Below are 23,454 nucleotides of genomic sequence, written 5' to 3' on the forward strand. Positions count from 1 at the left end.
AGACTTTCTCCTTTCCGGCTGATTACTTCACTTCCATGTGCTGGTAGATGTTTACCGGCGCAAAGTCGTCTGTCAGGAGTTCAGACTTTTTCGCGTATTCTGATGCATACGCATAGGAGGCACTGATCTCAGGGAGACTGAAGTCGAATTTCCGGTAGGACTGGATTTTTTTTGCGTTCGCTGCGACAGCTTCTTCGGTTTTTCCCGTTTTGTTTCTGGTCGCGACAAAAATGAAATTTTTCGATCTTTTCCCCTTGAATATATAGAGGTGGGGGAATGCTTCGGTATAGGTTCTGATCATCGAGTAGAAGAACTTGTTCTTGGTCGGTGAGACAATATTGGATACGACCACTCCCCCGTCCTTCAGGCTCCTGCTGACCTCCCTGAGGAATTCCACGGTTGTGAGGTGGAAAGGGATAAAATCAGTCTGATAGGCATCGAGAAAAATGATGTCGTATTTCTTTTTTGCCCTTTTGATGAACATCCTTCCGTCCGCGATATGCACCCGCATCGCATTTGTCTCCCGGAAGTGAAAGAATCTTTTTGCGACATCAGCGATATCTGGATCGATCTCGACCACATCAGCAGTGACGGCAGGGTAAAACCTGTTGAAGTACCGCGGCATTGCGCCGGCGCCGAGACCGATGAAAAGGGCGTCTGCCGGCTCTTTATCGAGAAAGGCAAGACCGATAAACGCCATCTGTGTGTATTCAAAGAGCAGCTTGTCAGGGGTATCCACATGCATCCCTCCCTGCATATAACTCCTCTTGTTGTTGAAGATATACCGTTCTTTCTTCTCCAGGTCCTCTATCACCGCGATGTACTGGTAGAGGGACTCTTTCTCATAAAGTTTTTTTTGCGCACTGCTTTCGGCCTGGACAGCCGGGGGCAACGCAAGCAAAAGGAACATCATGAATATGTGTGTGCGTATTTTCATATTGCTTTTCCTATTATATCTATTATAAATCCTCTCACGATGAAAAACCGAGCACCTGCTTGGCAGCACGTTTGCCTTCCCGTATTGCCCCGGCCCAGTGCTGGTGTCCGTTCAGCTCTGCATGGCAGAAGGCAAGGCGTCCGAATCCTCTTTTGAGCAGAAGACGCGGCGCTTCCCTGCCCTGCGTTCCGAAATAGAACCCGGGCTGGGGGTTGACATATGCATGTCCCCAGCGGTTCAGGATAATCCCTGCGATGTCTTTACGGGGGTCAAAACCTGATGCACTGAAAAGATGCGCCATCTGTTCACGTATCATCAGCTCATACTCGGCATAACTTGTGGAGAGCAGTTCCCTACGCCCCCTCACCCCCTGTTCCCTGATATGAAGACCGGGATAATAAAAAGGTACATAGAAGGTCAGAATCACCGGTTTGCCCGGATCAAGGGGAGGCTGGTAATCTCCCATGGTCATGGGCTGACGCAGATTGCAGGAGAACCCGAACCCTTCAAACCACCTGCATGCAGTAACCCCGAGCTTTTCCAGAAAGCGCCAGTTTTTCAGGCCGATATTCACGACGAGGAAGGGTGAATGATAAAAGGACGAAAGGGCATGACGGTAATCCTCCGGAAGGTCCCGAAGAAACCGTTTCGCTACCCAGCTCCCTGCAGCCACAATAACGTGCTTTGCCTTCAGTCTGAACATTGTATTGTTTTTAACATATGCTACGGAAACGTATTCGGATTGTTCAGGATGTGAATCGTGCTGCACCCCCACGACGGTCGATTTCAGCCGGATCTGTACTGGAGTTCCTTTCTGCTCAAGGGCGCTAAACCGGAAGGGGTTATTCAGGATGTCTTCAAAGACATCCTCTCCCTGAATTGCCTCGGGGAGCATCCGTTTAATGAAATACCGGACGAATCCGTCGGTACCTCCGGGAAAGGAATGCCATTCGCGCTGATATCGCCGTTCCCTGCCGGTAAAAGAGGTGAACCCGGGCAGTGCTACCTGGTACGCACCATATGCGGATATTGCATCACACCCGAGACCCATGCTGCTTGCGAGCACAGGGTCTGCAAATCCCGTAACGGCAGAATTCAGCTTCAGGACATTTTCGAGAAATTCCTTGTAGGTCATCGTATCAAACCAGTTCTCATGTCTGTTCTCCCTGTCCCCCTTGCCCATATCATTTTTCCAGAACAACAGGTCACGTTTTGCCTCATCGGAGAACGGAGTTCCCTTCATCTTCTGATTCCAGATATCAGTAAGCCAGAAAGAACTTCCTTTCCGTGAATCCTGAAAAAAGTGCCCGGTGTGCGCTGCGAGGTCTTTCCAGAACATGAACCCGAAATTGGTCTGGTCGAACTGCAATTGTGCGGATGCAGAGGCGGGGTTCTGATATCGAAAGGACCGGGGCATTCCCAGTTCCGAAAAGATATCGTCAATCACGGAGAAAGAATTTGCTCCCTGGGGGCTGATCATCCGGTAGCCGGCAACAGAGAATTCGTTTCTTTTGGATACCCCGCCAAACACAGGGTGGTTATCGAGGATGATGCAGCTCCGTTTTTTCCGGGTTGCATTCATAAACGAGAATGCTGCGGCTAGGCCGCTCATTCCCGCGCCGATAATCGCAAGATCAAAGAATTCGCCTGTGTCGCGCGCATCGGAAGAATGCCGGTGATATTTTCCGTCTCTCAGGTTATGGCCCGCATTGACTATTTCCTCGGTATTGCCATGTGACTCCGCATAGTCGCCGATGCCACCGTATCCGTCCCATGAGCCGGATGCTGCGAACGAAAGAGGAATCCTGAAATCGAGCAGTACCGCACCCGTCCCGATCAGGAGACCGTTCAGGAAATCCCTGCGGGTTACTTGCTGATACAGGCCAAGGTGCCGTTTCTTCTTTTCAGAGACAGGTTTTTTGTTCTCTCTGTCCATGTTCTGTTCCGGTACATGCTGCATTCGGCGAGAAGAAAGGTCTCAGTGACATTCCCCCGGAGGTTCAACGCTGCTGACTGCCACCGAGGAGAAAGGGCTCAAGGACTGAGGTGTCGAGCTTTCTTATCTCGAAGTATTCCTTTTCAAGCGTTTCGATATGAAATCTGTCGAGCCCGCTGTTTCCAAGGAAGTCTTCCCGCAGGGGGAAATCCCTGCGCTCTATAATCAGGGGCAACAAATGATTAAGATAAAACGACTCTTTTCTGAGGTCCAGGAACACCTTATCGAACAGCTTCTTCGGAACCTTACCGGTGAAATGCTTTTCCGAGAGCTCTCTTTCTATGTCTTCCCATATCTTATCACGCCCTTTTTTCGTCTCAAGACCCGGGAAAAAACTCCTCATTCTTTCTTTCAGCGCGGTATAGACCGAACGATAGAGCTTTTCCTCATCAGCGACGGTTTTGAACTCGGCAATCACATCCTTGAGTGAGGCGTCGCCAGCAGATATCTTTTTTATTCCCTTTGTGATCGCAATGATCTTTTTCCTGCCGAATGCGGTGATATATTTGTTGCTGAGGATTTCCTTCATGAACACCTCCTCGAACAATTTCGGGTCCAGCTGATCGAACTCCCTTTTATTCCCTATAAGGCTCCGCAGGAAATCTTCCGTGAGGTTCACGTTTTCGATGAACGCTATCTGGCTGAACAAATTGGCAACGTTGTCGTATCTGTCAAAATAGGTGGCGATGTTCGTGAATTCCTCGAAAAGATCGAAATCTTTCGTTTCGCGCGCAATCTCGTCGCATGCCCTGACAGTATCAAGGAGAATCTGTTCAAAACCCTTGTCTCCTGCTGCATCAGCCGCCTGCTTCGCACGAAGCAGTTTTATGACATCCTCATTGATGATATGCCTTTTCAGGGAAAGGTCCCTGAAGAAAAGACTCTGCAGGATTATCCGTGTTTCCCTGAGATATTCGGGTTCTTCTATCTCCTGGATTTTTTTCCCCTTCAGAAGAAGCTCATCGAGGGTTTCGAACAGTACGCTCGGGATATTGTTCCTGATCCCAAGGGTGCGCAGCCTCCTGAGACGGGCGGAGTCGACCTGCGGAAGGGTGTCTTTCGCAATGCCGTTGAGGAGGATATCCCGGTATTCATCAACCACCTGTTTGTTGTCAGTATGCCGGTACATAATGTCTATTTTCATTCTTTCCTGCTGATACCGGTCGATGTCAAGTTGGAGCACAAGGTCTTCGAGGTAGAGTTCCTCTCCGGCAGTCAATGCCCTTTCCCTGAGATAAAACTCTGAGAAGGATCTGTAGAACTGCATATTCGCCCTGTGTACCAGCTTGAAGATGAATACGGTTGCATTTTTGTTTTTCAGTTCCGAGAGGAACCCGTCGAGGAGTTCCGTATCGCGGTCTTCAGCGATGAGGACCGTCCTCTTCAGGAACTTGCCGACCAAACCAAGGATCTGTTTCTGCCTTTTCCTGAAATCCCCGGTGAAATCCGACGAAACAAAAAAATAATAATTTTTTGCTGCATGCCCCTGCAGGAAGAGACGGTAGAAGGATTCCTTTCCTTCGGTATCATTAGTGAACACAACCCTTTCATGTTCATCGAGAAATGCACCGAACATGATCAGCCTGTTTGCAATCGTCCGCTTCATCAGATCCTTTACAGGCTTCTCGACGCCGAACATGTATTCGCAGAAACTTCCTCCGGTTCCTTTGTAATGGATTCCCTCGTCCGAAAGGGTAAACTCGTTGCCTCTCGAAAAAAACCTGATGCCCGACGGCGTCTCATCATAGAAATAGGTATTGAACGCCGTGGCTCCGCTGACCAGCGCAAAATATTCAACAGGACCGATGCTGCCATGTAATCTGAGATCACGTATCATGGGAAAAATATATCACAGGAATTACGCATTATTCCATTAAACCAGCCTTTTGATGAAAAAATCATGATGTTTCTGCACATGTTCCATGACCTTATTATCCTGAAAGCGCATCAGCGTCTGTTCTTCCCCGGGAGAGATTCATCAGGTCGGTGAATATCTCCTGAATGCTCTGATATCTGTCTTCCCTCACTTTTTTCAGGCATTTCAGCACAATGTCATCGAGCCATTCCGGCACGTCATCAAGAATATCAATGACCCTTACAGCGCCCAGCCCCTCCAGGTTTCCTGTCATTATTTCGAACAGGATGACGCCTGCAGAATAAATGTCGGCTCTTTCGTCAGGAACAAGTTCTTTTGTGATTTCAGGCGGCGCATAGGCGGAAGGCTGCGTTCTTTTCAGAAAGGAGACATTGTTCTGTGCGTCAATAATGATGTTGTCAGGGCTCAGGAGACCCGGAGGCCAGCCGTTGCGATATGCCTGCTGAAGACCTTTGAGCACCTGGACCCAGAGTTTGAGGCTGTATTTTGGTTCTGTTCTTCCGCTTTTGATTATGCTTCTTACCGTTGTCATTCCTTCGGGAACAGGCTCTTCCCCGGGTTTCGATGAAAGGGAGACAAGCCGTTCTCTGACATCTCTGAAGGATGGATCCGCCCTGTCGATATCGCGATACACAGCCGCCGCTTTCTGCACATCCCCGGTCTCCTCAAGCATACCTGCATAAGTATAAAAATCCTCCATGGTTGCGGTATCCGGTTTTTTGTCATACAGGGAAAACCCGAACATTTCTGCAGCTTCTTTCAGCATCCCCTCGTCTTTCAGCAGCAGCGCAGCTTTTTTATATTCTCCTGCTTCCCGGTATGCCTTCACCGCATAGATCATTTTCCCTGCTCCCTTCATTACTTTCGCCACATCAATCTTTTTCCCGGCCCTGTCATACAGGGCTGCTGCCTCATCAAATTCTCCTTCAAGAATTGCGACTTCTGCTGCGTTTTCAAGACTGCCTGCCTTTATGTACATCTCTTTTGCCTTTTCCGTCATTCCCAGAAGGTCATACAGCATGGCTGCACGGTCGTAATCATGTCCTTTCTCATAGAGGGAAGCTGCCTTACGCGTATCCTTCAATTTGTTTTCATATACCACTGCAGCAGATACAAAATTCCCTTCATTTTCGAATTTGCGGGCTTCCTTCGCATAGTCCTCTTTGAGAGTGCTCTTGAGTTTTTTCCCTATGGTGTGGGAATAGACAGATTTCAGGATGAAGAAAAAGATGACCACGACGGGAATAATGATGAGAAGAAATATCGCAGAAAGTCCCTTTGTCGCTGCTTCAGATGAACCTTTTCCGAAGACAGTCTCTCTCACAAAGGGCGAGCCCAGAAGCAGAATCAGTTCATAAACAGGTAATGTGGTGATATGCACCTCCAGGCTGACTGTCCTTGTTGTATCTTATCATAAACCTCTCTGAAAACCGAAAGAAATGTGCCCTGCAGAATGCGCTACCCGTGTGTTTTTCAGAGATTGCCTGCCCGATTGCATGGAGGGCAGCAGCATCCTCATGTGCTGCAAGGCGGCGGTGTTGCCTTGAACGGAAACAATCGGCTGTATTGATGTAAGGGGGTATTTCCGTTATGATATTTTCATGAAGAAGATTTGCAGCATTATTCTATGTGTCCTGATTTTCTTGCCTGCCTATGCCGGCGAATCAGGCAGGGCATCCCTGAAAAAAGGCAAATCGCTGCTTGACAGCAGAGAGTTTCAAAAAGCAATCAGCAGCCTTTCTGAAGCGGAAAAGGACTATCCACTGCTGGGGGATTTCGCGCTCTTCTGGCTCTCAGAGGCCTATCATGAATCAGGAAAACACCGGGAAGCCCTGAATGCCGCAAGAAGCCTGCTGAAGGGATATCCGGAATCGTCATTGGTCAGAAAAGCCCGTATTGCGGAGATTACGGAGGCTCAGGAGACCGGTGAGGAAAACCTCGAAAAATTGTTCGCATCCTATGTCGGTGACTATCCCCGTGATGCCGAGATGAAATACCTGTTTGCACGATGGCTGAAGCAGCAGGAGAACGAAAAAAAGGCAAAATCCCTGTTCAAGGATCTGTATATCGATGCAGGAGCGTTTTCTGTGCAGGCATTCCATGAATTGCGCCCGGCTGATCTCACGGTGCAGGAGAGGATTCGAAGGGCCGGAAACCTCATCAAATTCATGGAATACGCTCACGCAGAGACCGCACTGAGAACCCTGTTGCATGAAGATGCCGGGGGATTCAGGCAGGAAATCCTCAGAAATCTTGGCCTGAGCCTGTTCAAACAGAAAAAATATCCGGAGGCGGCGGACGTGTACCGGAAGGCCGGAGAGCGGTACTGGGAGATGCGGTCCCGTTACCGTGCAGGAGAAAAAGACACGGTGGAGTCCTCTCTTGAAGAACTCGCAGGGAGTGCGGATTCAAGAATGGCTTCCATCCTTATGGCGGTTGCGTCTGACAGGAGGAGAGAGGGAAAGGCCGGAGAGGCGGTGAGGCTTTTCCAGGACGTAATGACGAAATTCCCTTCGGAGAAGGAAGATGCCCTGTGGGGGATCGGATGGACGTATTTTCTCGCGGGTGAATACCAAAAGGCGACAGATGTGTTCACAAGGCTGTATGAAACCTATAGAGATCCGAAATATCTCTACTGGAAGGCCCGCAGCATCGAGGCGGCGGGGGGAGACGCATCGGCGATGTATCCTGTGGTGGCCCCGAAGGAGCGTTCTTTTTACGGGATCATGTCATACGCGAGAATAAAGAACCGTACCGATCAGCCCGACTCCGGCGAGACCGGAAAGATCATCAGCAGGTCAGGTCCTGTCAAAGTCCAGTCACAGAATTCGAGAAAGATCGACCGGGTCGACGCACTGCTTGATATGGGGTTTTCGGATGAGGCATTGTCAGAGATGATCCATATATCGGGAAACACGGGCTCTCTTGAAGACATTATCTATATATGTACGAAGCTGCTGGACATGGGGGAGTATAAGCATTCCGTGAGGATGGCGGTAAAAGCCCCCTATATGGAAACGTTGCATCATTTTCTGTATCCCCTTGCCTACTGGAACACGGTTGAGGGGCTGTCGGAAAAATACGGCATCGATCCCCTGCTGGTTCTCTCGGTCGTGAGGGAGGAAAGCAGGTTTGATGCTGAAGCACGGTCTCCTGCCGGAGCGCTCGGACTCATGCAGCTCATGCCTCAGACCGCATACCGGCTGAACAGCAGCCTGAAGCTTGGGATGACCGGTCCGCGTGAGATCATGAATGTGAAAAAAAATCTGCATGCAGGCATCTTTTATCTGAGTCGTTTGGTCAAGGAATTCGATTCTTATGCATATGCCATAGCAGCCTACAATGCAGGGGAGGAGGCGGTAAGAAGGTGGCGAAAAACCGGTAATTACACCTCCACCGATGAATTCATCGAGGATATCCCGTACGGGGAGACACGGAACTATGTCAAGCGGGTTCTGGCAACCTTTTTTGAATACAAACGTGCATATCCGGAGAGCGGCGGTACTCTGGCAATTCCGGTAGGAAAGTTGTAGACTTTCACGCAGCCATAATGGTATGTTAGGAACGATGGTTTTCAGGAAGACCCTCTTTGACGACGACCAACTCATGGAGCAACCTAACGATTTAAAGAAGGAGGCAAAGCCATTGGAAAAACTCAAGAACCTTGAAGATAAAATCACCACAGCGATCGAGAGGGTAAAGACCCTCAAGGAAGAAAAAACCATTCTTGAAAGAAAGATAAAGGAACTCGAAGGACTGCTTGACGAGAAAAATCAGGAAACAGAGCAGCTCAGAACTGAAAAGAATCTGATTAAGAGCCAGCTTGAGGGCCTCCTCAAAGAAATCGAAACGCTCGACATAGAATAAGGATATGGGAAGTACCGAGGTCTATATATTAGGCCAGAAATATACCATCAAAGGGGATGCACCTGAGGAATATATCAGGGAACTCGCTTCCTATGTGGACAGGAAGCTGAAGGAAGTCTACAGCACCTCGCCCAATATCACCCCCGTGAAGGCCTCTATTCTTGCTGCACTCGACATTGCTGACGAGCTGCACAAGATGAGAAACCAGCAGGAGGAAATCACACGGCATATCGAAGAAAAGGCCACCAAACTGGCGTCTCTGTTTGAATAATCGTTGTATCCTCATCGCGCTGCCTTTGTATCCTTGTCAACCTTTCACTGTCACGTTATAATCTCATCTGAATGAAAAACCTCTGGAACATACGAATGCGGGCCTCAAAAAACGCAGGCACGAAGCATACTGCAACAGGAGACAGGAAAGAGATGCATATCTCGGGCGCCGAGGGGCTCTATCTGAAAAAAGATATGGTGCAGACTGTGCACCATTACCTTGAACGGGCGCTGCAACATCCCAAAGGAAAAGCAGATACCATTGTGCTTACGGTCGAACGCATCAAACGAAAACCCAGAGAGATTTCTGCCCTGCCGGTAGCCACAATACCCTGCAGCACCCCTTCCGAAGGGAAAAAGGTCGTGACAAACCTGCTGGAATTATTGCCCATATCAGGGAATGCCATCGCTGCCGCCCTGGACATATTGCAGAAGGGCACGATGAGAGGAGCAGCACTCATCGCTGCGGAAAGTGGAAGACGGCTTGAGCCTGACAACGAGAGAGGAGTAAGGGTATCAAGGCTCGGGATCAGCAGACCCGCCTCTGCCCTGCTCTCGTCAGGTCTTTCACGCCTCGGAATCGATACCGAAACGGTAAGGGAAGCCCTTGTGCTCGCCTCGAAAGTGGCAGCTCACAGGGATGTTATCGCTGAGGTGTGCATATCCGATGATCCTGAGTACACAACCGGATATGTCGCTTCAACGCAGTTCGGCTATGTAAGGATACCGCATATCAAATCGCGGAGGAGCAGGAGCGGCGGAAGGGCTTTTTTTGTCAAAGAGAAAAGCGTTGCTGCACGCCTGATTGCGTACCTTGAGAGGGCACCCGTAATAGTTGCAGGTGTTGCTTCGTTCCGGGAAGCATGTCCGATACATGAAATCACTGATAATCCTCATAAGTAATCCTGTTGCAAAAGGGTCTTCCGACAGGAAAGTGGCGATGGCCTCGTATTTCCTTCAGTCAAAGGGATTCAGTGTTGACGTCCTCTTCACCGGAAAGAAGGGGGATGCCGAGCGGTTTGCAGGCGAAGCCATAAAAAAATCACCGGCGATGATCGTCGCGGCAGGGGGGGATGGCACACTGAATGAGATCGCAAACGGAGTGGCAGGTTCTGATATCCCTGTTGCGGTGCTTCCGCTTGGCACCACGAATGTGCTTGCGAAAGAACTTGGCATACCTGAAGAGGTAAAAGGCGCGCTGGAAACCGCTGTCAGAGGCGTCCGGAGGAAAGTCTCTCTCGGCAGGATAACATGTGCGGGGGAACCCGCCGGCATTACCCGGTATTTCTGTTTAATGGCAGGTATCGGCTTTGACGGGGAATCTGTTTTCAGGATGAATACCGCGTTCAAAAGGATTTCCGGCAAGGGTGCGTACGTATACAGCGGCTTCAGGACTCTCGCCGGATTTGCTCCTGAGAAGCTTGCATTTTCAATCGACGGCAAGGAATATGCCGGATACTCTGCGATCATCGGCAATATCTCAAAGTACGGAGGGAATTTCCGCATCACCCCTGATGCGAGGATGAGCGACCCTTTTTTTTATGTCTGTCTGTTTAAGGGGAAAAAGCGTATTGATCTGGTGAGATATGTGTATGGTATTTTTACAGACCGTCATCTGAAATATCATGATGTGGAGTACCTGAAGGCACGGCATATTGAGATCCGGGGCAGCGCACATATACAGACAGACGGTGACTATCTGGGAAAGACCCCCGCGGAAGTGGAGATCGTGCCGGGCAGCCTTGCACTAGTTTACTGAAGCGAAAAGGAGCGTTGGATTTTCTTCATATTTTCCTCTATCGCTTCAATGTAGCGGTTGCCGGAATCCTCAAAATGATATGTCAGATATCTGTACAGTGAGCCCATTTTTTCGAAACGTTTCATGACCTCGGTTGCAAAAAAACCCGGAGTATTCCTGATCAGCTCGTCAGCGCTCGCAAATATCCTGACTCCTTTCCGCCTCAGTTTCTCCATGCCTTCATAATGATATGCTTCTTCAAATTCACGGTAGAGCAGATGCAGTTTTTCCGGGTATGCGGCTGAAGACATCTGTCCAAGGAGATCTGCCGTGCCAAGCGCATAGCCGACCAGTTTCTCCTCCTCTGAACGGAAAGGCAGCGTATCACTGCTGATGAATACGCCGGTACACGTGATGAAATTCCTTATGGTGCTGATACTGTGTTCATCCACCCCAAGTTCCAGAAGATATTTCCCCGAATAATCGATGCTCCTCTGAATATGCACAAACGTGTATTTTCCACCCGTTCCTTCGTTATCACCTTCAGCCTTAATGTAGCCGGTATCATGCAGCAGGACCGCGATGATTCCCAGCACGAACAGTTCTTTTGAAACGACGGGGATATCCTTGCTCTTGTTCCGTCCGTCTATGATGCCGAGGAAAGGAGGGAGTACCTGCAGGGTATGCATGAGGTTGTGATACCCGGTATCGCATTTCTGATACCCTTTCCGTCTGCCCGAAAAAAGATCAATCACATCGTCAAAAACCCCTTCCATGATATCAAGACGGTCTTCGTGATAATGCGTCCGGGAGACGGTCCTGATCCCCTCAAGAATGTCTGTTCTGGTCAGGGTCATGCTGCCTATATCTTCCCTTTTTTTCATCCCTTCCATTATATAATAACACCACCGCCAATCACGATATCCCCGTGATAAAAAACCGCCGACTGGCCCGGTGCCGGCGCCCACTGCGGTTCATCGAACACCACACGCACTGTTCCGTGTGCGTCGATGTCTGCGATATGAATGACAGCGGGCTGCTCTTTCATGGTTGACCGGACTTTCACAGATGCCCTGAACGTCGTATTCACGGGTTTTTCTGATGACATGAACCCGTTCCGAACGCCTTCTTCCATTGACCGGATATGCAGGGGATCGATAATCCAGTTGAGGGTGCTGACAAGAAACTCCCGGCTGGCTGCAGCATCCCGCGGACCTGCGTATATTGTGTTGTTCCGGACATCGATCTGTATGACATAAAGAGGGAAAGGTGACGCTATGCCGAGGCCTTTCCTCTGCCCGATGGTATAGCCGTATATCCCCCTGTGCGTGCCGATTGCGTTCCCGTGCAGATCCCTGATCGGTCCGGGGTTCCGGGCAACATGCGCGTGTTTTTCGATGAAAGGAATATACTGTTTGTTTTCAATGAAACAGATCTCCTGGCTTTCGTCCCTTTCCGCTCCGGGCAGATTGATCTCCCTTGCGATTTTCCTTACCTCCTCCTTTCTGTACCCTCCCAGAGGCAGCATCAGTTTTCCGAGTTCTTCCTGCTTCAGGATATACAAGACATACGACTGGTCTTTTTTCCGGTCAACCCCTTTTTCCAGAAAAAGCGCATCATGCAACCGGCTCCCATCGCTGCGCTGCGCTGCCTGATCCCCGCTGATCCCCTGCGGCCGGACCCGGGCATAATGCCCGGTTGCAATATATTCAGCTTCCTGCCTGTCTGCCTCTCTTTTCAGTGCAGGGAACTTAATGAACCTGTTGCACAGGACGCAGGGGTTGGGTGTGAGTCCTGCAAGATATGCAGTGACAAAGGGTTTTGTCACCTTCTGCGAGAATTCTTCCCGCACGTCGATTACCGTATGCTTCACTCCCAAATGATGTGCGTTCCTTGCGGCTTCCCCGATAGCGCCTGTTGAACAGCAGGCAGGGAGGTTCTGCGCGTTTTCTTCCTCACACATGATCATGGACACCCCTGCCACTTCAAAGCCCTGTCTTTTCATGAGATGTGCCGTAACCGAAGAATCAATTCCGCCGCTCATTCCCAGGATAACTTTTGCCATATGTACACTATAACAGATTGACCTCAACGCCTGTAACTACTACAATATCCTGACGGTCCCGGAATGACGGGACCTGTATGGGGGGAAAGGCAATGGGGTCCAGGATGAAAAATATTGTCCTTACCGGGTTCATGGGAGCAGGCAAGACCGCGGTCGGGAGGGAACTTGCCGGCCTTCTTGATATGAAACTGATCGACATTGACACGGAAATCGAGATATCCGAGAAAATGCCGATCAGCGAGATATTCGAAAAATTCGGAGAGGAGAGGTTCAGGGAAATAGAATCGGCAATGGTGAGGCGGATATCAGGCATTCCGAACAGCATTATCTCGACAGGAGGGGGTGTGGTCCTGAGAACCGGGAATATGGATGTGCTCAGGAAGCACGGATTCATCGTCTGCCTCATGGCGTCGCCCGAGACCGTCCTTGCGAGGACCGCCAACAGCAGCGACAGACCATTGCTGCGGGTCGCAGATCCGATCGGGAAGATCAGGGAACTCATGCATATAAGAAGGCCGTTCTACGAGAAGGCTGATATCGTAATAGACACCGAAGACAAAACTCCGTTGCAGATTGCAGAGGAGATCATGGAAAAGATACGAATGCAATGAAATGCCCTGTGCGGAATACCGGGACACTGACACGGCAGTTGCGGTATATTTTATTGCAGTGAAGAGGGCATATGGAAAAAATTTCTGTTGAGCTGGGAGAACGAAGTTACTCTATTGCGATCGGCAGCAATTGTCTTGACGGGATTGGCAGGGAACTCGCGACATTCGGACTGAGCCCGAAGATCGCGGTAGTGAGTAACCCTACAGTCTATGCGCTCTGCGGCGAACGGGTAGCCGATTCGCTCAGAAAAGCGGGCTTCGAACTTCTCACCGTCACGATTCCGGATGGCGAGCAGTTCAAGACGCTTTCCACCCTGAACCAGATCTACGATGAACTTCTGAAGTTCAGACTTGACAGGAAATCCGCGCTTGTTGCCCTCGGAGGGGGGGTAGTCGGGGATATCACCGGTTTTGCCGCATCGACCTATATGAGAGGGATTGCCTATGTGCAGGTGCCGACCACCCTTCTTGCGCAGGTTGACAGCTCTGTGGGAGGAAAGACCGGCGTTGACCATGAGCTCGGCAAAAACATGATCGGTGCATTCTGGCAGCCGAGTCTTGTATGGATAGACGTCGAGACATTGACAACACTTCCGGAGAGGGAATTGCTGGCAGGTCTTGCTGAGGTTATCAAATACGGGGTGATATATGATGAGCACCTGTTTGGGTTCCTTGAGGCAGAAAAGGAAAGAATCGTCAATCTCGACAGAAGCGCACTGATACATATCATTAAGCGTTCCTGCGAGATAAAGGCCGACGTTGTCTCCAAGGATGAGCGGGAATCAGGGCTGAGAGCGATACTGAATTACGGACACACAATCGGCCATGCAATAGAGACTGTGACAAAATACCGGAGATTCCTGCACGGAGAAGCGGTGGCGATAGGCATGCACCTTGAAGCCCTGCTTGCAGGGAAACTGGGACTCATTTCCGGAGATCAGGCGGCGCGGATAAAAAACCTGATAGAGTCCTATGGATTGCCGTCGGAAAAGCCGCCGGACATGAAAATGCAGAGCATTATTCTCTCGATGCAGCTTGATAAGAAAGCGGTTGCCGGAGAACTGAAATTTGTCCTCCCGACGAAAATCGGTGCGGTGGAGATATGCAGGGGAGTAACCGATACGGCTGTCAGGGAGGTACTTCAGCCGGGTTCCTGACAGGTTACACAAGCACTGCGACTACCTTGTACATGAGCCATGAGGCAACTGCACATGCCGGAAGCGTGAAAATCCATGCCTTAATGATCTTTGTTCCGATACCCCATCTCACGGCAGTGAGTCTCTTTGTTGAGCCGACTCCCATGATCGCGGTGGCGATAACATGGGTGGTGCTCACAGGAAGACCAAGGTGACTTGCGCCGAGAATGACCACAGTCGCTGAGGTTTCTGCTGCAAAGCCGTGTACAGGTTCGAGTTTCAGCATGCTGACCCCCATGGTTTTGATTACCTTCCATCCGCCGAGGGCAGTTCCAAGTCCCATTGCAATGGCGCATGCGAGGATGACCCAGAAAGGGACTTCGACAGAATTCAGGTACCCGCCGCTGACCAGCGAGAGCGTAATAATACCCATTACTTTCTGCGCATCGTTTGAACCGTGGCTGAATGCCATAAAGCTCGCCGAGACGATCTGAAGTTTTCCGAAATACTTGTTTACCGAACTTGTGGAGAGATTTCCGAACAGGGCGAGAATGAAGCGCATGAACACATATCCGAACAGGATTCCGAACACCGGGGACAGGAGGAGTGACAAAAAAATTATGGTCAACCCGTGAGTATTCAGAATCGCCAGTCCTCCATGCGATATCGATGCGCCGATCAGACCTCCGATGAGCGCATGAGACGCACTTACCGGCAGGCCGAGACGAGTCATCGCAGTATTCCATAAAAATCCGGCGAGGAGGGCGGCGGCGACAACTCCCTCGGTTATTGCGGTCGGGTCGACAACCCCTTTGCCTATGGTTTTCGCCACAGCAGTCGTCATGAATGCCCCGAGGACATTCAGAAACCCGGCAAGCAGCACGGCATGTAACGGCTTCAGAACCCTGGTCGAGACAACCGTTGCAATTGCATTTGCTGCATCATTGTAACCGTTGCTTATGTCGAATAGTATGGCGAGAAAAACAACAACAAAGACAAGATCAAGCATGCTTCAGGACAATAGCTTCCAGAATGTTGGCCACATCTTCGCACCTGTCGGATGCGTTCTCAAGATGCTCATAAATTTCCTTCCATTTAATTATCAGGATGGGGTCTTTTATCTCGTCGAATAAGTGACCGAGGGCGTCTCTGAACCCCCTGTCTATCTTGTTTTCGAGTTTGTTGATCTCAATGCAGTATTCCTGGATATGGGCGTAGTTCTTATCTTTCAGCTTCTTTATCGCCTTCTCTACTATCTCAACTGTTGCAAGAAGATCCTTTGCCATAATAATCGCGTGCTTTGTGGAGTCCGTGAGTTTGAAGACGGTAAGCCTGTCTGCAGCATTCCAGAGAAGGTCAAGGATATCGTCCAGTCTCGATGCGAGTGCATGAATATCTTCCCTGTCAAACGGGGTAATGAAGGTTTTGTTCAGTTTTCTTATGATATCGTGGGTGTATACATCCCCTTCCTGTTCGAGCTCATGCACCTCTTTTGCCCAGAGTTCAAGGTTGGTGAAATGTTCCATGATTCCGACGAAGAGTGTAGCCGCGTGGCTGACATTGGCCGCAGCCTTTTCGAAAATTGAATAGAAGTCAGTCTCTTTCGGAAAAATTTTCATTGCTTGCCTCTTGGAGATGGATTAGCATATAAAAAATTGCCGGTAAAGTCAATAAACGACCTTTTATCTGTTGCATAGGGATAATTAATAGTGCTATATGTATAAATATGGAATCTCTGAAGCATATCCTTGTTATCGAGGATGAAGCCGATCTTGTTGAACTTATCGCATATAACCTCAGGAAGGAAGGCTTTGCCGTCGATTCCTCGTCTGAGGGTGAATCTGCCCTGAGAAAGATCAGAACAGGGAAATATGACCTCCTGATACTTGATCTCATGCTGCCGGGCATACAGGGGATGGAACTTTGCCGCATTGTGCGGAATGACCCGAAAACGTCCGGGCTTCCGATTATTATGCTGACCGCAAAAGGGGAAGAAATAGACCGGATACTCGGCCTTGAGATGGGTGCAGATGACTATATGGGAAAGCCGTTCAGTCCACGGGAACTTGTAGCCCGTGTGAAAGCGGTATTGCGCAGGTCATCTGAAAAACCGGTCATAGAAAAGCTTCTGAAGATTGGTGAACTCGAGATAGACAGGGAGCGGTATACTGTCTCGGTGCGTGGGAAACCGGTCAGGCTGAGCGCAACCGAATTCAAGCTGCTTGTTTTTCTTGCAGAGAGGAAAGGCAAAGTGTTCAGCCGCAACCAGCTTCTCGATGCAATATGGAGAGATGAGGCGTTTGTGGAACCAAGAACGGTGGATGTGCATGTGCGCCGGCTGCGGGCACAGATAGAGCGGGACCCCGCACATCCCAAATACATAATAACAATGCGTGGCATTGGATACGTATTCGATGAAAAGGCATGAAACGTTTTCTCTTTAAAAGGATCGCCGTCCCCTATGTGATTCTTGCGTGCCTTCTCATAATCATTCTCGAACTCTTTATATCCAAGGCAGTTAAAGACAACTATATCGACAGTCTCCAGGAAAGTCTTTACAGGCAGGCGCGGCTGATTGCCGCACAGATTCCTTCTTCCCGCGCTGACCTTGACGATTTCTGCAGGAAATACAAGGAAAAAACAGGGACACGGATCACCATTATTGACGGTTCGGGGAAGGTGCTGGGCGATTCCAATGAGCCTGCAAGAAGCATGGAAAACCATGCCGACAGACCCGAGATCAGGGATGCAGACATCAAGGATGTCGGCACATCCGTCAGATACAGCAGCACATTGAGAGAAAACCTGTTCTATCTTGCCTTGGCAGTTGACGAGAATTCAGAGAAGCTGTTTCTGCGTTTATCTCTTCCCCTTCAGCATGTTGAGGAGGCCGTGAGCGCCATCAGGATCAAAATTTTTCTTCCCTCTCTTATTGCGCTGGGGGTGGCAATTCTGATCGGGCTCTATCAGACAAGAAAAATCACCCGGTCTATTGAAGACATCACCGACTATTCAAAGGATATTGCTGCCGGGAATTTCAGCAAGAGACTCTTTAACAAAGAACAGGGAGAACTTGGCGAGCTTGGCAGAAATATCAGTGGCATGGCAGAGGAGCTGAATACCCGGTTTGTGCAGAGCAGGGAAGAGAGGCAGAAAATAGAGGCTATCCTTCAGAATATGTCTGACGGACTGCTGCTGACTGATACAAAGGGAAGAATTATTCTGAGCAATGCCGCAGTGAAAGTGCTGTTCGGTATTCCGTCGAGCATTGAAGGGAAAACCCTGCTGGAAGCTCTCAGAAAAGCAGACCTCATGGAGGTTGTCGAGCATGTATCACGCGACAAAGAGAAGATATCCTGTGAAGTCGTGATAAGCGGGCCGCAGGAGCGCTACCTAATGACCACCGCAGCCCCGTTTAGTATTAAGGGAGAACTGGCCGGGATTATTTTTACCTTTCACGATATTACACGGTTGCGCAAGCTGGAAGAAGTGCGGAAAGACTTTGTTGCCAGCGTATCGCATGAGATTAAGACCCCGATAACAGCGATTAAGGGGTTTGCCGAAACACTTCTCGAAGGCGCCCTCGATGACAGGGAGAATGCGCGGAATTTCCTCGAGACCATAAAAAACCACAGCGAACGCCTCAATACCCTTGTCAGCGATCTGCTTACCCTTTCGGGGATCGAGCTTGGCGACGTCAGGATTGAAAAAACTGCAGTCAGTCTCGACGCAACAATAGAATCCGTCTTTGCTACCCTGAAAGAAAAAGCACACCGCAAGGGGCTTAGCCTGCAGAAGGAGATCGATCCTCATTGCAGGGAGATCAGCGCGGACAGGGACCGTCTGATGCAGATTCTCCTGAATCTTGTGGACAACGGGATTAAGTTCACCGAGAAAGGCGGGGTGACGGTCAGAGTGGCGAATGAAAAGACAAAAGATGAAAGTTCAGAGGAAAAAGACCTGATCCAAATCTCCGTGGAGGACACAGGCATCGGGATACCCAGAAAACATCTTGCCCGAATGGGGGAGCGCTTCTATCGTGTTGACAGGGCACGTTCACGGGAGCTCGGGGGAACCGGTCTCGGTCTCGCAATTGTCAAACACCTTGTGAAGGCGCATGGCTGGGATATGAAGATAGAAAGTACCGAGGATTCCGGCACACAAGTAAAGATTCTCCTTCCTCCTGCGTAATTAAAAATTCACCGTTCCGTAATATTCCTGTAACATTCTCCCGGTAAAGTATTCCTCAGAATTATTCGTTCCGGACTCAGGTTATGTATGATGAGTCCTGGTTCGAATACCATAGCGAAGGATGCTGATATTCCAGCAGTGGCCTGGTATTCATGAAGGAGGGAAGAATGAAGCAGAAACACAAAGGAGGGTTTTCATCAAGATGAAATCTGAAAAAAAGGGAGGAAGGTGTATGAAGAAAGTATTGTCTTTCGTGGTAAGCCTCTGTCTCCTGCTCTCGACAGCAGGGGCATCAATGGCAGCAGAGGATATTAAAGATCCTATACTCAAAAAACTGGTGGAGAAAGGTGTACTCACAACCCAGGAAGCTCTCTCGATCACAGACGAGATGAAGGCTGAAGCAAAAAAGGCCGAAGAGAAAAAAGTAAAATGGGCCGGTAGTTTCAGGATGCGGCATGATTCACAGTGGTTCGAAAAACCGGACAAGGCGGACAGGCACAGAGAGAGGATACAGGGTCGATTCGGGTTTACCTATGATATCAATGAGATGGCACGGGTCGGGTTTACGCTCGGAACAGGAGAAAAACAGGACCAGGTAACACTCAATCAATCATTAGGGGATATATTTGAGCTGAAAAATGTCTGGCTTGAGGAAGCCTATGTCAAACACAATTTCTTTGACAAAAAACTGGATGTCTATATGGGGAAATTTAAGAATCCTTTCACTCCGTATACATGGATTGTATTTGACGGCGATCTGCATCCCGAGGGGGTGGCGGTTCAGGCACGGCATGAACTCGGCAAACCCTCCGTCTTTCTCAATGCAGGAGCATTTCCTCTCGATGAGTTGAGTGGAGATTCTTCCGATCCTTGGCTTCTCGGTATTCAGGGCGGGATGAAATATGAAGAGAAAGACAAATTTGATGTGGTTGTCGGCCTTGCCCATTATAATTACTCAAACGTCGATCACATCCAGACAGGTCACAACAAATATCACGGCAATACAATCAGCGATTTCAGGGTATATAATGCAACGGCTAATGTTTCCCTGTACCTGCCGCTTTATGTCGGCCTCACAGCCGACTATGTCTATAACGCTGCTGCCGATGACAACAATAAAGGATATCTTGTAGGGGTCACGACCGGAAAGAAAAAAGTAGAGCAATTTAAGGACTGGCAGCTATTTACTACCTACAGCAGAGTTGAAAGCGATGCCACGTTTGATGAATTTTCAGACTCGGATTTCCGCAGCGGTGGCACAAACAACAAAGGCTGGACATTCGGATACAAGTTTGGACTTGGCAAGGGATGGGCGCATGCGCTCAAATATTACATTGCTGAAAATGTGAACGCTCAGCTGCAATCTGATAAGAGGTCACTGGAAGAGAACAGAATCCAGATTGACCTCACCTACGCGTTCAAATTCTAATCAGTCGCTCTTTTTGCCAGAGAAAGGGCACTGGTAACCCTCCACCGCCCTCCCTGCCCCGGGAGGGCGGTTCTTTCTATTCTGCGGCTAAAGGTTTTCTTCCAGATCTCTCTGCGCATGTTCTATATTCAGGAGTCTCCTGACTTTGCTCAGTTTGATATTCAGATGCGCGGTGCATTGCTCAAAGACTTCTGCAACCTCTTCTTTTCTGACAAGTATCTCAAGGGGCAATGACGATGTCTGCTCAATATAAGAGAGGAGCCTTTCAACAAATTCCTTCTCATAGTCTTTCCCGCCCGCGATGTGCAGGTCGAGGATGGAACCTGTGTCATGATCCATGATTATGATCGCATAGGGAAAGACAGGTCTTTCCCCCTGCAGCACGGGGGTGGGGATATGGAAAAAATCTGCCTCCCATACTGCGGTGACGGGCTCCGCTGTTTTTTTCAGCCTCTGTATCCTGATCTCGTCCAGGGGGGCTTTTACGCTGCGGGCCTTTTCCCGGGGAGGCGAGGGCTCCATCCATGCATCACTCCAGGAAAAAGCCCCGTTCTTTTCTTCAGCTTTCCTCACGAAGAACCGGTTCCTCTTCGGCGAAAAATCTATTGGGTCACCCTGCAGGATGCGAAGGCACACATCAGTTGCCTGTTCAAGCGCAATCGTCATAAAGAGTACTTCAGCCCTGTCCAGAAACCACGGGAAATAGCCGGGCCGGTAACTTCTGAATACAGGCCATGCATTTTTCCCCCTGAATCTCAACCCCAGTTCTTTGATGATTTCCCTGTCTTCTTCCTGGACAGACTGTCTGTTTTCGAATGTGAGCATCAGGCAGCTCTGCATATATATGACCTCAGGATCTCCGGGCTGGATAAGTCCTTTCTGGATCTTCTGATAGCTCTGAAGACCTTCAGTCCCGTTATAGACCGCAATTGCCAGCAGTTCGCCGAGTTCACCCATGATGCAGCAGTATCCTGTTTCGCCGGTGTGCGGATCCAGAACCCCGAAAATATCTGTCTCCTTCATAAATTTCCAGGGCTCGAGTTTCCTGAACCTTGCCGCTGCGTCATAAAGGGCCTTCCACTCTTTCAGTGATGGTTCCGTCTGTTTCATGCAGGGGTCCTTTCTGCGTTATGTGCTAAAAATATTTTATAGGATATGCGCTCTTTTTGCCCGTATCTTTTTTCGGCATACCTTCCCTTGCATGCCTGACCCATTTGCTTCTTCAAACTGTTCTGGGAGATATAGCGTGTGCCAGAGAGATGACAGAAATTGCGCGCAAAGCGGGATTAGGCCGCGAAAGTCTTTATAAAGCTCTTCCTCCGGAAGGGAACCCAGAATTTGCCACTGTAATGAAAGTTTTACGGGCTTTAGGGCTGTCATTGCATGTTAAGGCTGCGCATAAATAACGCCGAATCATAAAAGAAATGCTTTCTTGAACTATCAAGATTATCTTTCGAAACAAGTGGGGAAGATGACTTCCTGTACTCCGCACCTCATAAGCCTGATATAATTGTGAGTAGTTCAAATGATAATCTTTGATGCAAAAGAATCCGTATAAGAATAAGGTGATAGGGCTATTATGAAATTGAGAGATCTGGGTTTCAACCAATGGTTTGAAGATCATTCCTCCGAGTTTGACCAAAGGGGTTACAGCTTTGCCCGCATATCTACAGTTGACCGCGGTTCGTATCTGATAAGGAATGAATCGAAAGAAGTCCCTGCTGAACTCTCGGGGAAGCTCTCTTACCAGACCGAGAACTCGATCGACCTTCCGTGTGTAGGAGATTGGGTGGCGGCAGAATATTACAACGATGGTGCAGCAGCAATCATCCACCGAGTGTTTCCGCGAAAGACGTTTTTGCGACGCAAGACCGCCGGTCAAAACATCGACTACCAAATGATTGCAGCTAACATAGATATCGCTTATATTGTTCAATCATGCCATTTTGACTTTAATCCACGCCGTTTGGATCGGTACCTCGTAATGGCAGCTGACGGACACGTTGAACCGATTGTCATACTCACAAAGACGGATTTAATCACTCGTGTTGAATTGGATCAGAAGATTGCGATTATCAGCTCTGTCACCAAAGTAAAAGTGATCGCACTTAGCAACATCACTGGTATCGGGTTTGATGAGTTTCAACGGACGCTATCCCCGGGAAAGACCTACTGTCTGCTTGGTTCATCGGGTGTCGGGAAGACGACTCTCATTAACCGCCTGATGGGCCAGGAAGCCTTTGACACAAAAGTCGTCAGCAGCACCGGGGAAGGTACTCATGCTACTTCCCGACGACAGCTCATTGTTCTTAGCCAAGGCGCGATGTTGATTGATACGCCTGGTATGCGAGAGATAGGCATTGTTGGTGCCAGTGATGGTGTAAACATAGGATTCGAAGAAGTTGTCGGGCTTTCAGCAAACTGTCGCTATGTAAATTGTAGCCATGAACACGAGCCTGGCTGTGCCATCCGAGCCGCGGTCGAAAGTGGAGAATTGAGTGAAGATCGCTATTCCAGTTATATCAAGCTCAAGAAGGAGTCAGCGTACTACGAGATGTCATACTTGGACAAACGAAAAAAGGACAAAGCCTTCGGACGATTCATCAAATCGGCCAAAAAACAAGTGAAGGACTGAAATAAAAACACTAAACCCGCAAATCCAAATAATCCCAAGAAGCAAGCATCCTTCCTGTTACAAACACCCCGGCAGGTTCCAATCTTGAGCAAGCGTTCACATAGAAGGTAGTGTAACATCAATTCTGCAAATATGAATCAGGGTATAATTCTCATTGGACAAAAACAATCTCTCAAGGAGAGAAAGGAGAATTATACCCATGAAGAAGAGTTTATCAAAGAAGGCGAGAAAAGTCATTGAGGAAGGAGTACAGGAGTTTATGGAGATGCCGCCCTTGACGGAGTTGACGAAGATAGGGGCGAGGATGATGTTACAGTCGGCCTTGGAAGAAGAAGTGACGGCATATCTTCAGAGGGACTATTATGAGAGGAACGCTGAAGCAAAAGGAAGCCGGAGCGGGTCAAAACCCAGATCAGTGAAGATCGGTAGTGGCGATATAGGCATAAAAATGCCGCAGGTAAAATATGCCGGTGGACCGTTTCATTCCCGGATACTGCCGCCGCGAGTGACGCAGATAGATGAGATACAGGAAATCATACCCCTCTTATACATGAATGGGCTGTCGACGAGAAAAGTAAAGGAGTACAATCAAAAAGTGTGTAAATAGATGAGTAGGCGGTGTATCCTTTTAAGGTTGAACTGGAATCAACAAAAGAAAGGAGACACCACCATGAGAAAGGGTATCACCGGGGCAGTACAGCCG

Annotated in this window: 21 protein-coding genes and 1 pseudogene; 13 read left to right on the forward strand and 9 right to left on the reverse strand. The window is 49.2% G+C overall.

What is annotated here, in order from left to right; translation table 11 throughout:
* Positions 1-22 precede the first annotated feature (22 nt).
* The 4 genes from AB1552_10060 to AB1552_10075 all read right to left on the reverse strand — a co-directional run bounded on the left by AB1552_10060 (position 23) and on the right by AB1552_10075 (position 6,190).
* Positions 23-937 (reverse strand): fused MFS/spermidine synthase, encoded by a 915-nt coding sequence (locus tag AB1552_10060; protein ID MEW6054111.1) that lies wholly within the window; start codon positions 935-937, stop codon positions 23-25.
* A 34-nt stretch (positions 938-971) separates the two neighbouring features.
* A complete protein-coding gene (locus AB1552_10065) occupies positions 972-2,873 on the reverse strand; it encodes an FAD-dependent oxidoreductase (protein MEW6054112.1) in 1,902 nt (633 codons plus the stop codon).
* Between the two features lie 64 nt (positions 2,874-2,937).
* Positions 2,938-4,770, reverse strand: a complete 1,833-nt coding sequence (locus AB1552_10070) for a TIGR04442 family protein (protein ID MEW6054113.1) — start codon at positions 4,768-4,770, stop codon at positions 2,938-2,940.
* Positions 4,771-4,864: 94 nt separating this feature from the next.
* Positions 4,865-6,190: a hypothetical protein gene (locus AB1552_10075; GenBank protein MEW6054114.1), complete on the reverse strand. Its 1,326-nt coding sequence runs from the start codon at positions 6,188-6,190 to the stop codon at positions 4,865-4,867.
* Positions 6,191-6,410: 220 nt separating this feature from the next.
* Between AB1552_10075 and AB1552_10080 the strand changes: the two genes are divergently transcribed.
* The 5 genes from AB1552_10080 (at position 6,411) to AB1552_10100 (ending at position 10,705) form a co-directional block, all read left to right on the forward strand.
* Positions 6,411-8,342 (forward strand): transglycosylase SLT domain-containing protein, encoded by a 1,932-nt coding sequence (locus AB1552_10080; protein ID MEW6054115.1) that lies wholly within the window; start codon positions 6,411-6,413, stop codon positions 8,340-8,342.
* 22 nt (positions 8,343-8,364) lie between these two features.
* Positions 8,365-8,676, forward strand: a complete 312-nt coding sequence (gene zapB / locus AB1552_10085; GenBank protein MEW6054116.1) for a cell division protein ZapB — start codon at positions 8,365-8,367, stop codon at positions 8,674-8,676.
* A 4-nt stretch (positions 8,677-8,680) separates the two neighbouring features.
* A complete protein-coding gene (locus AB1552_10090; GenBank protein MEW6054117.1) occupies positions 8,681-8,947 on the forward strand; it encodes a cell division protein ZapA in 267 nt (88 codons plus the stop codon).
* 71 nt (positions 8,948-9,018) lie between these two features.
* Positions 9,019-9,849, forward strand: a complete 831-nt coding sequence (locus AB1552_10095; protein ID MEW6054118.1) for a 6-carboxyhexanoate--CoA ligase — start codon at positions 9,019-9,021, stop codon at positions 9,847-9,849.
* Positions 9,821-10,705, forward strand: a complete 885-nt coding sequence (locus tag AB1552_10100; GenBank protein MEW6054119.1) for a diacylglycerol kinase family protein — start codon at positions 9,821-9,823, stop codon at positions 10,703-10,705. Before AB1552_10095 ends, AB1552_10100 begins: the two co-directional genes overlap by 29 nt.
* Here AB1552_10100 and AB1552_10105 read toward each other — a convergent pair.
* Both AB1552_10105 and mnmA read right to left on the reverse strand, forming a co-directional pair.
* Positions 10,699-11,568 carry a hypothetical protein gene (locus tag AB1552_10105; GenBank protein MEW6054120.1) on the reverse strand — a complete coding sequence of 290 codons (870 nt, stop codon included), beginning with the start codon at positions 11,566-11,568 and terminating at the stop codon, positions 10,699-10,701. The genes AB1552_10100 and AB1552_10105 overlap by 7 nt on opposite strands.
* An 8-nt stretch (positions 11,569-11,576) precedes the next feature.
* Positions 11,577-12,776, reverse strand: a complete 1,200-nt coding sequence (gene mnmA / locus AB1552_10110; protein MEW6054121.1) for a tRNA 2-thiouridine(34) synthase MnmA — start codon at positions 12,774-12,776, stop codon at positions 11,577-11,579.
* 77 nt (positions 12,777-12,853) lie between these two features.
* Between mnmA and AB1552_10115 the strand changes: the two genes are divergently transcribed.
* Positions 12,854-13,360 (forward strand): shikimate kinase, encoded by a 507-nt coding sequence (locus tag AB1552_10115; GenBank protein MEW6054122.1) that lies wholly within the window; start codon positions 12,854-12,856, stop codon positions 13,358-13,360.
* A gap of 71 nt (positions 13,361-13,431) precedes the next feature.
* On the forward strand, positions 13,432-14,517 hold the full coding sequence (aroB, locus tag AB1552_10120; protein ID MEW6054123.1) for a 3-dehydroquinate synthase: 1,086 nt from the start codon (positions 13,432-13,434) through the stop codon (positions 14,515-14,517).
* Positions 14,518-14,521: 4 nt separating this feature from the next.
* Here the strand turns inward: aroB and AB1552_10125 are convergent, their stop codons facing one another.
* Together AB1552_10125 and AB1552_10130 are read right to left on the reverse strand one after the other, a co-directional pair.
* Entirely contained in the window at positions 14,522-15,505 is a 984-nt protein-coding gene (locus tag AB1552_10125) for an inorganic phosphate transporter (protein ID MEW6054124.1), read from the reverse strand.
* Positions 15,498-16,115, reverse strand: a complete 618-nt coding sequence (locus AB1552_10130) for a DUF47 family protein (GenBank protein MEW6054125.1) — start codon at positions 16,113-16,115, stop codon at positions 15,498-15,500. The genes AB1552_10125 and AB1552_10130 overlap by 8 nt, the downstream gene beginning before the upstream one ends.
* Before the next feature lie 107 nt (positions 16,116-16,222).
* Between AB1552_10130 and AB1552_10135 the strand changes: the two genes are divergently transcribed.
* The 3 genes from AB1552_10135 (at position 16,223) to AB1552_10145 (ending at position 20,116) form a co-directional block, all read left to right on the forward strand.
* The gene (locus AB1552_10135) at positions 16,223-16,924 is read left to right on the forward strand and encodes a response regulator transcription factor (GenBank protein ID MEW6054126.1); all 702 of its coding nucleotides are present in this window, start codon (positions 16,223-16,225) and stop codon (positions 16,922-16,924) included.
* Positions 16,921-18,687: a two-component system histidine kinase PnpS gene (gene pnpS / locus AB1552_10140; protein ID MEW6054127.1), complete on the forward strand. Its 1,767-nt coding sequence runs from the start codon at positions 16,921-16,923 to the stop codon at positions 18,685-18,687. The genes AB1552_10135 and pnpS overlap by 4 nt, the downstream gene beginning before the upstream one ends.
* Positions 18,688-18,919: 232 nt before the next feature.
* Positions 18,920-20,116, forward strand: a complete 1,197-nt coding sequence (locus AB1552_10145) for a putative porin (protein MEW6054128.1) — start codon at positions 18,920-18,922, stop codon at positions 20,114-20,116.
* An 87-nt stretch (positions 20,117-20,203) separates the two neighbouring features.
* Here AB1552_10145 and AB1552_10150 read toward each other — a convergent pair whose 3' ends face one another.
* Entirely contained in the window at positions 20,204-21,226 is a 1,023-nt protein-coding gene (locus AB1552_10150) for a hypothetical protein (protein ID MEW6054129.1), read from the reverse strand.
* Between the two features lie 104 nt (positions 21,227-21,330).
* On the opposite strand from AB1552_10150, the pseudogene AB1552_10155 reads away from it, so the two are divergent.
* The 3 genes and pseudogenes from AB1552_10155 (at position 21,331) to AB1552_10165 (ending at position 23,358) form a co-directional block, all read left to right on the forward strand.
* Positions 21,331-21,522: pseudogene (locus tag AB1552_10155) on the forward strand (addiction module antidote protein).
* A 173-nt stretch (positions 21,523-21,695) separates the two neighbouring features.
* Positions 21,696-22,751, forward strand: a complete 1,056-nt coding sequence (gene rsgA / locus AB1552_10160) for a ribosome small subunit-dependent GTPase A (protein ID MEW6054130.1) — start codon at positions 21,696-21,698, stop codon at positions 22,749-22,751.
* A 199-nt stretch (positions 22,752-22,950) separates the two neighbouring features.
* On the forward strand, positions 22,951-23,358 hold the full coding sequence (locus AB1552_10165) for a transposase (protein MEW6054131.1): 408 nt from the start codon (positions 22,951-22,953) through the stop codon (positions 23,356-23,358).
* The last annotated feature ends 96 nt before the right edge of the window (positions 23,359-23,454 follow it).

This window comes from Nitrospirota bacterium (assembly GCA_040754395.1).
In the GTDB taxonomy this organism is placed as follows: domain Bacteria; phylum Nitrospirota; class Thermodesulfovibrionia; order Thermodesulfovibrionales; family SM23-35; genus JBFMCL01.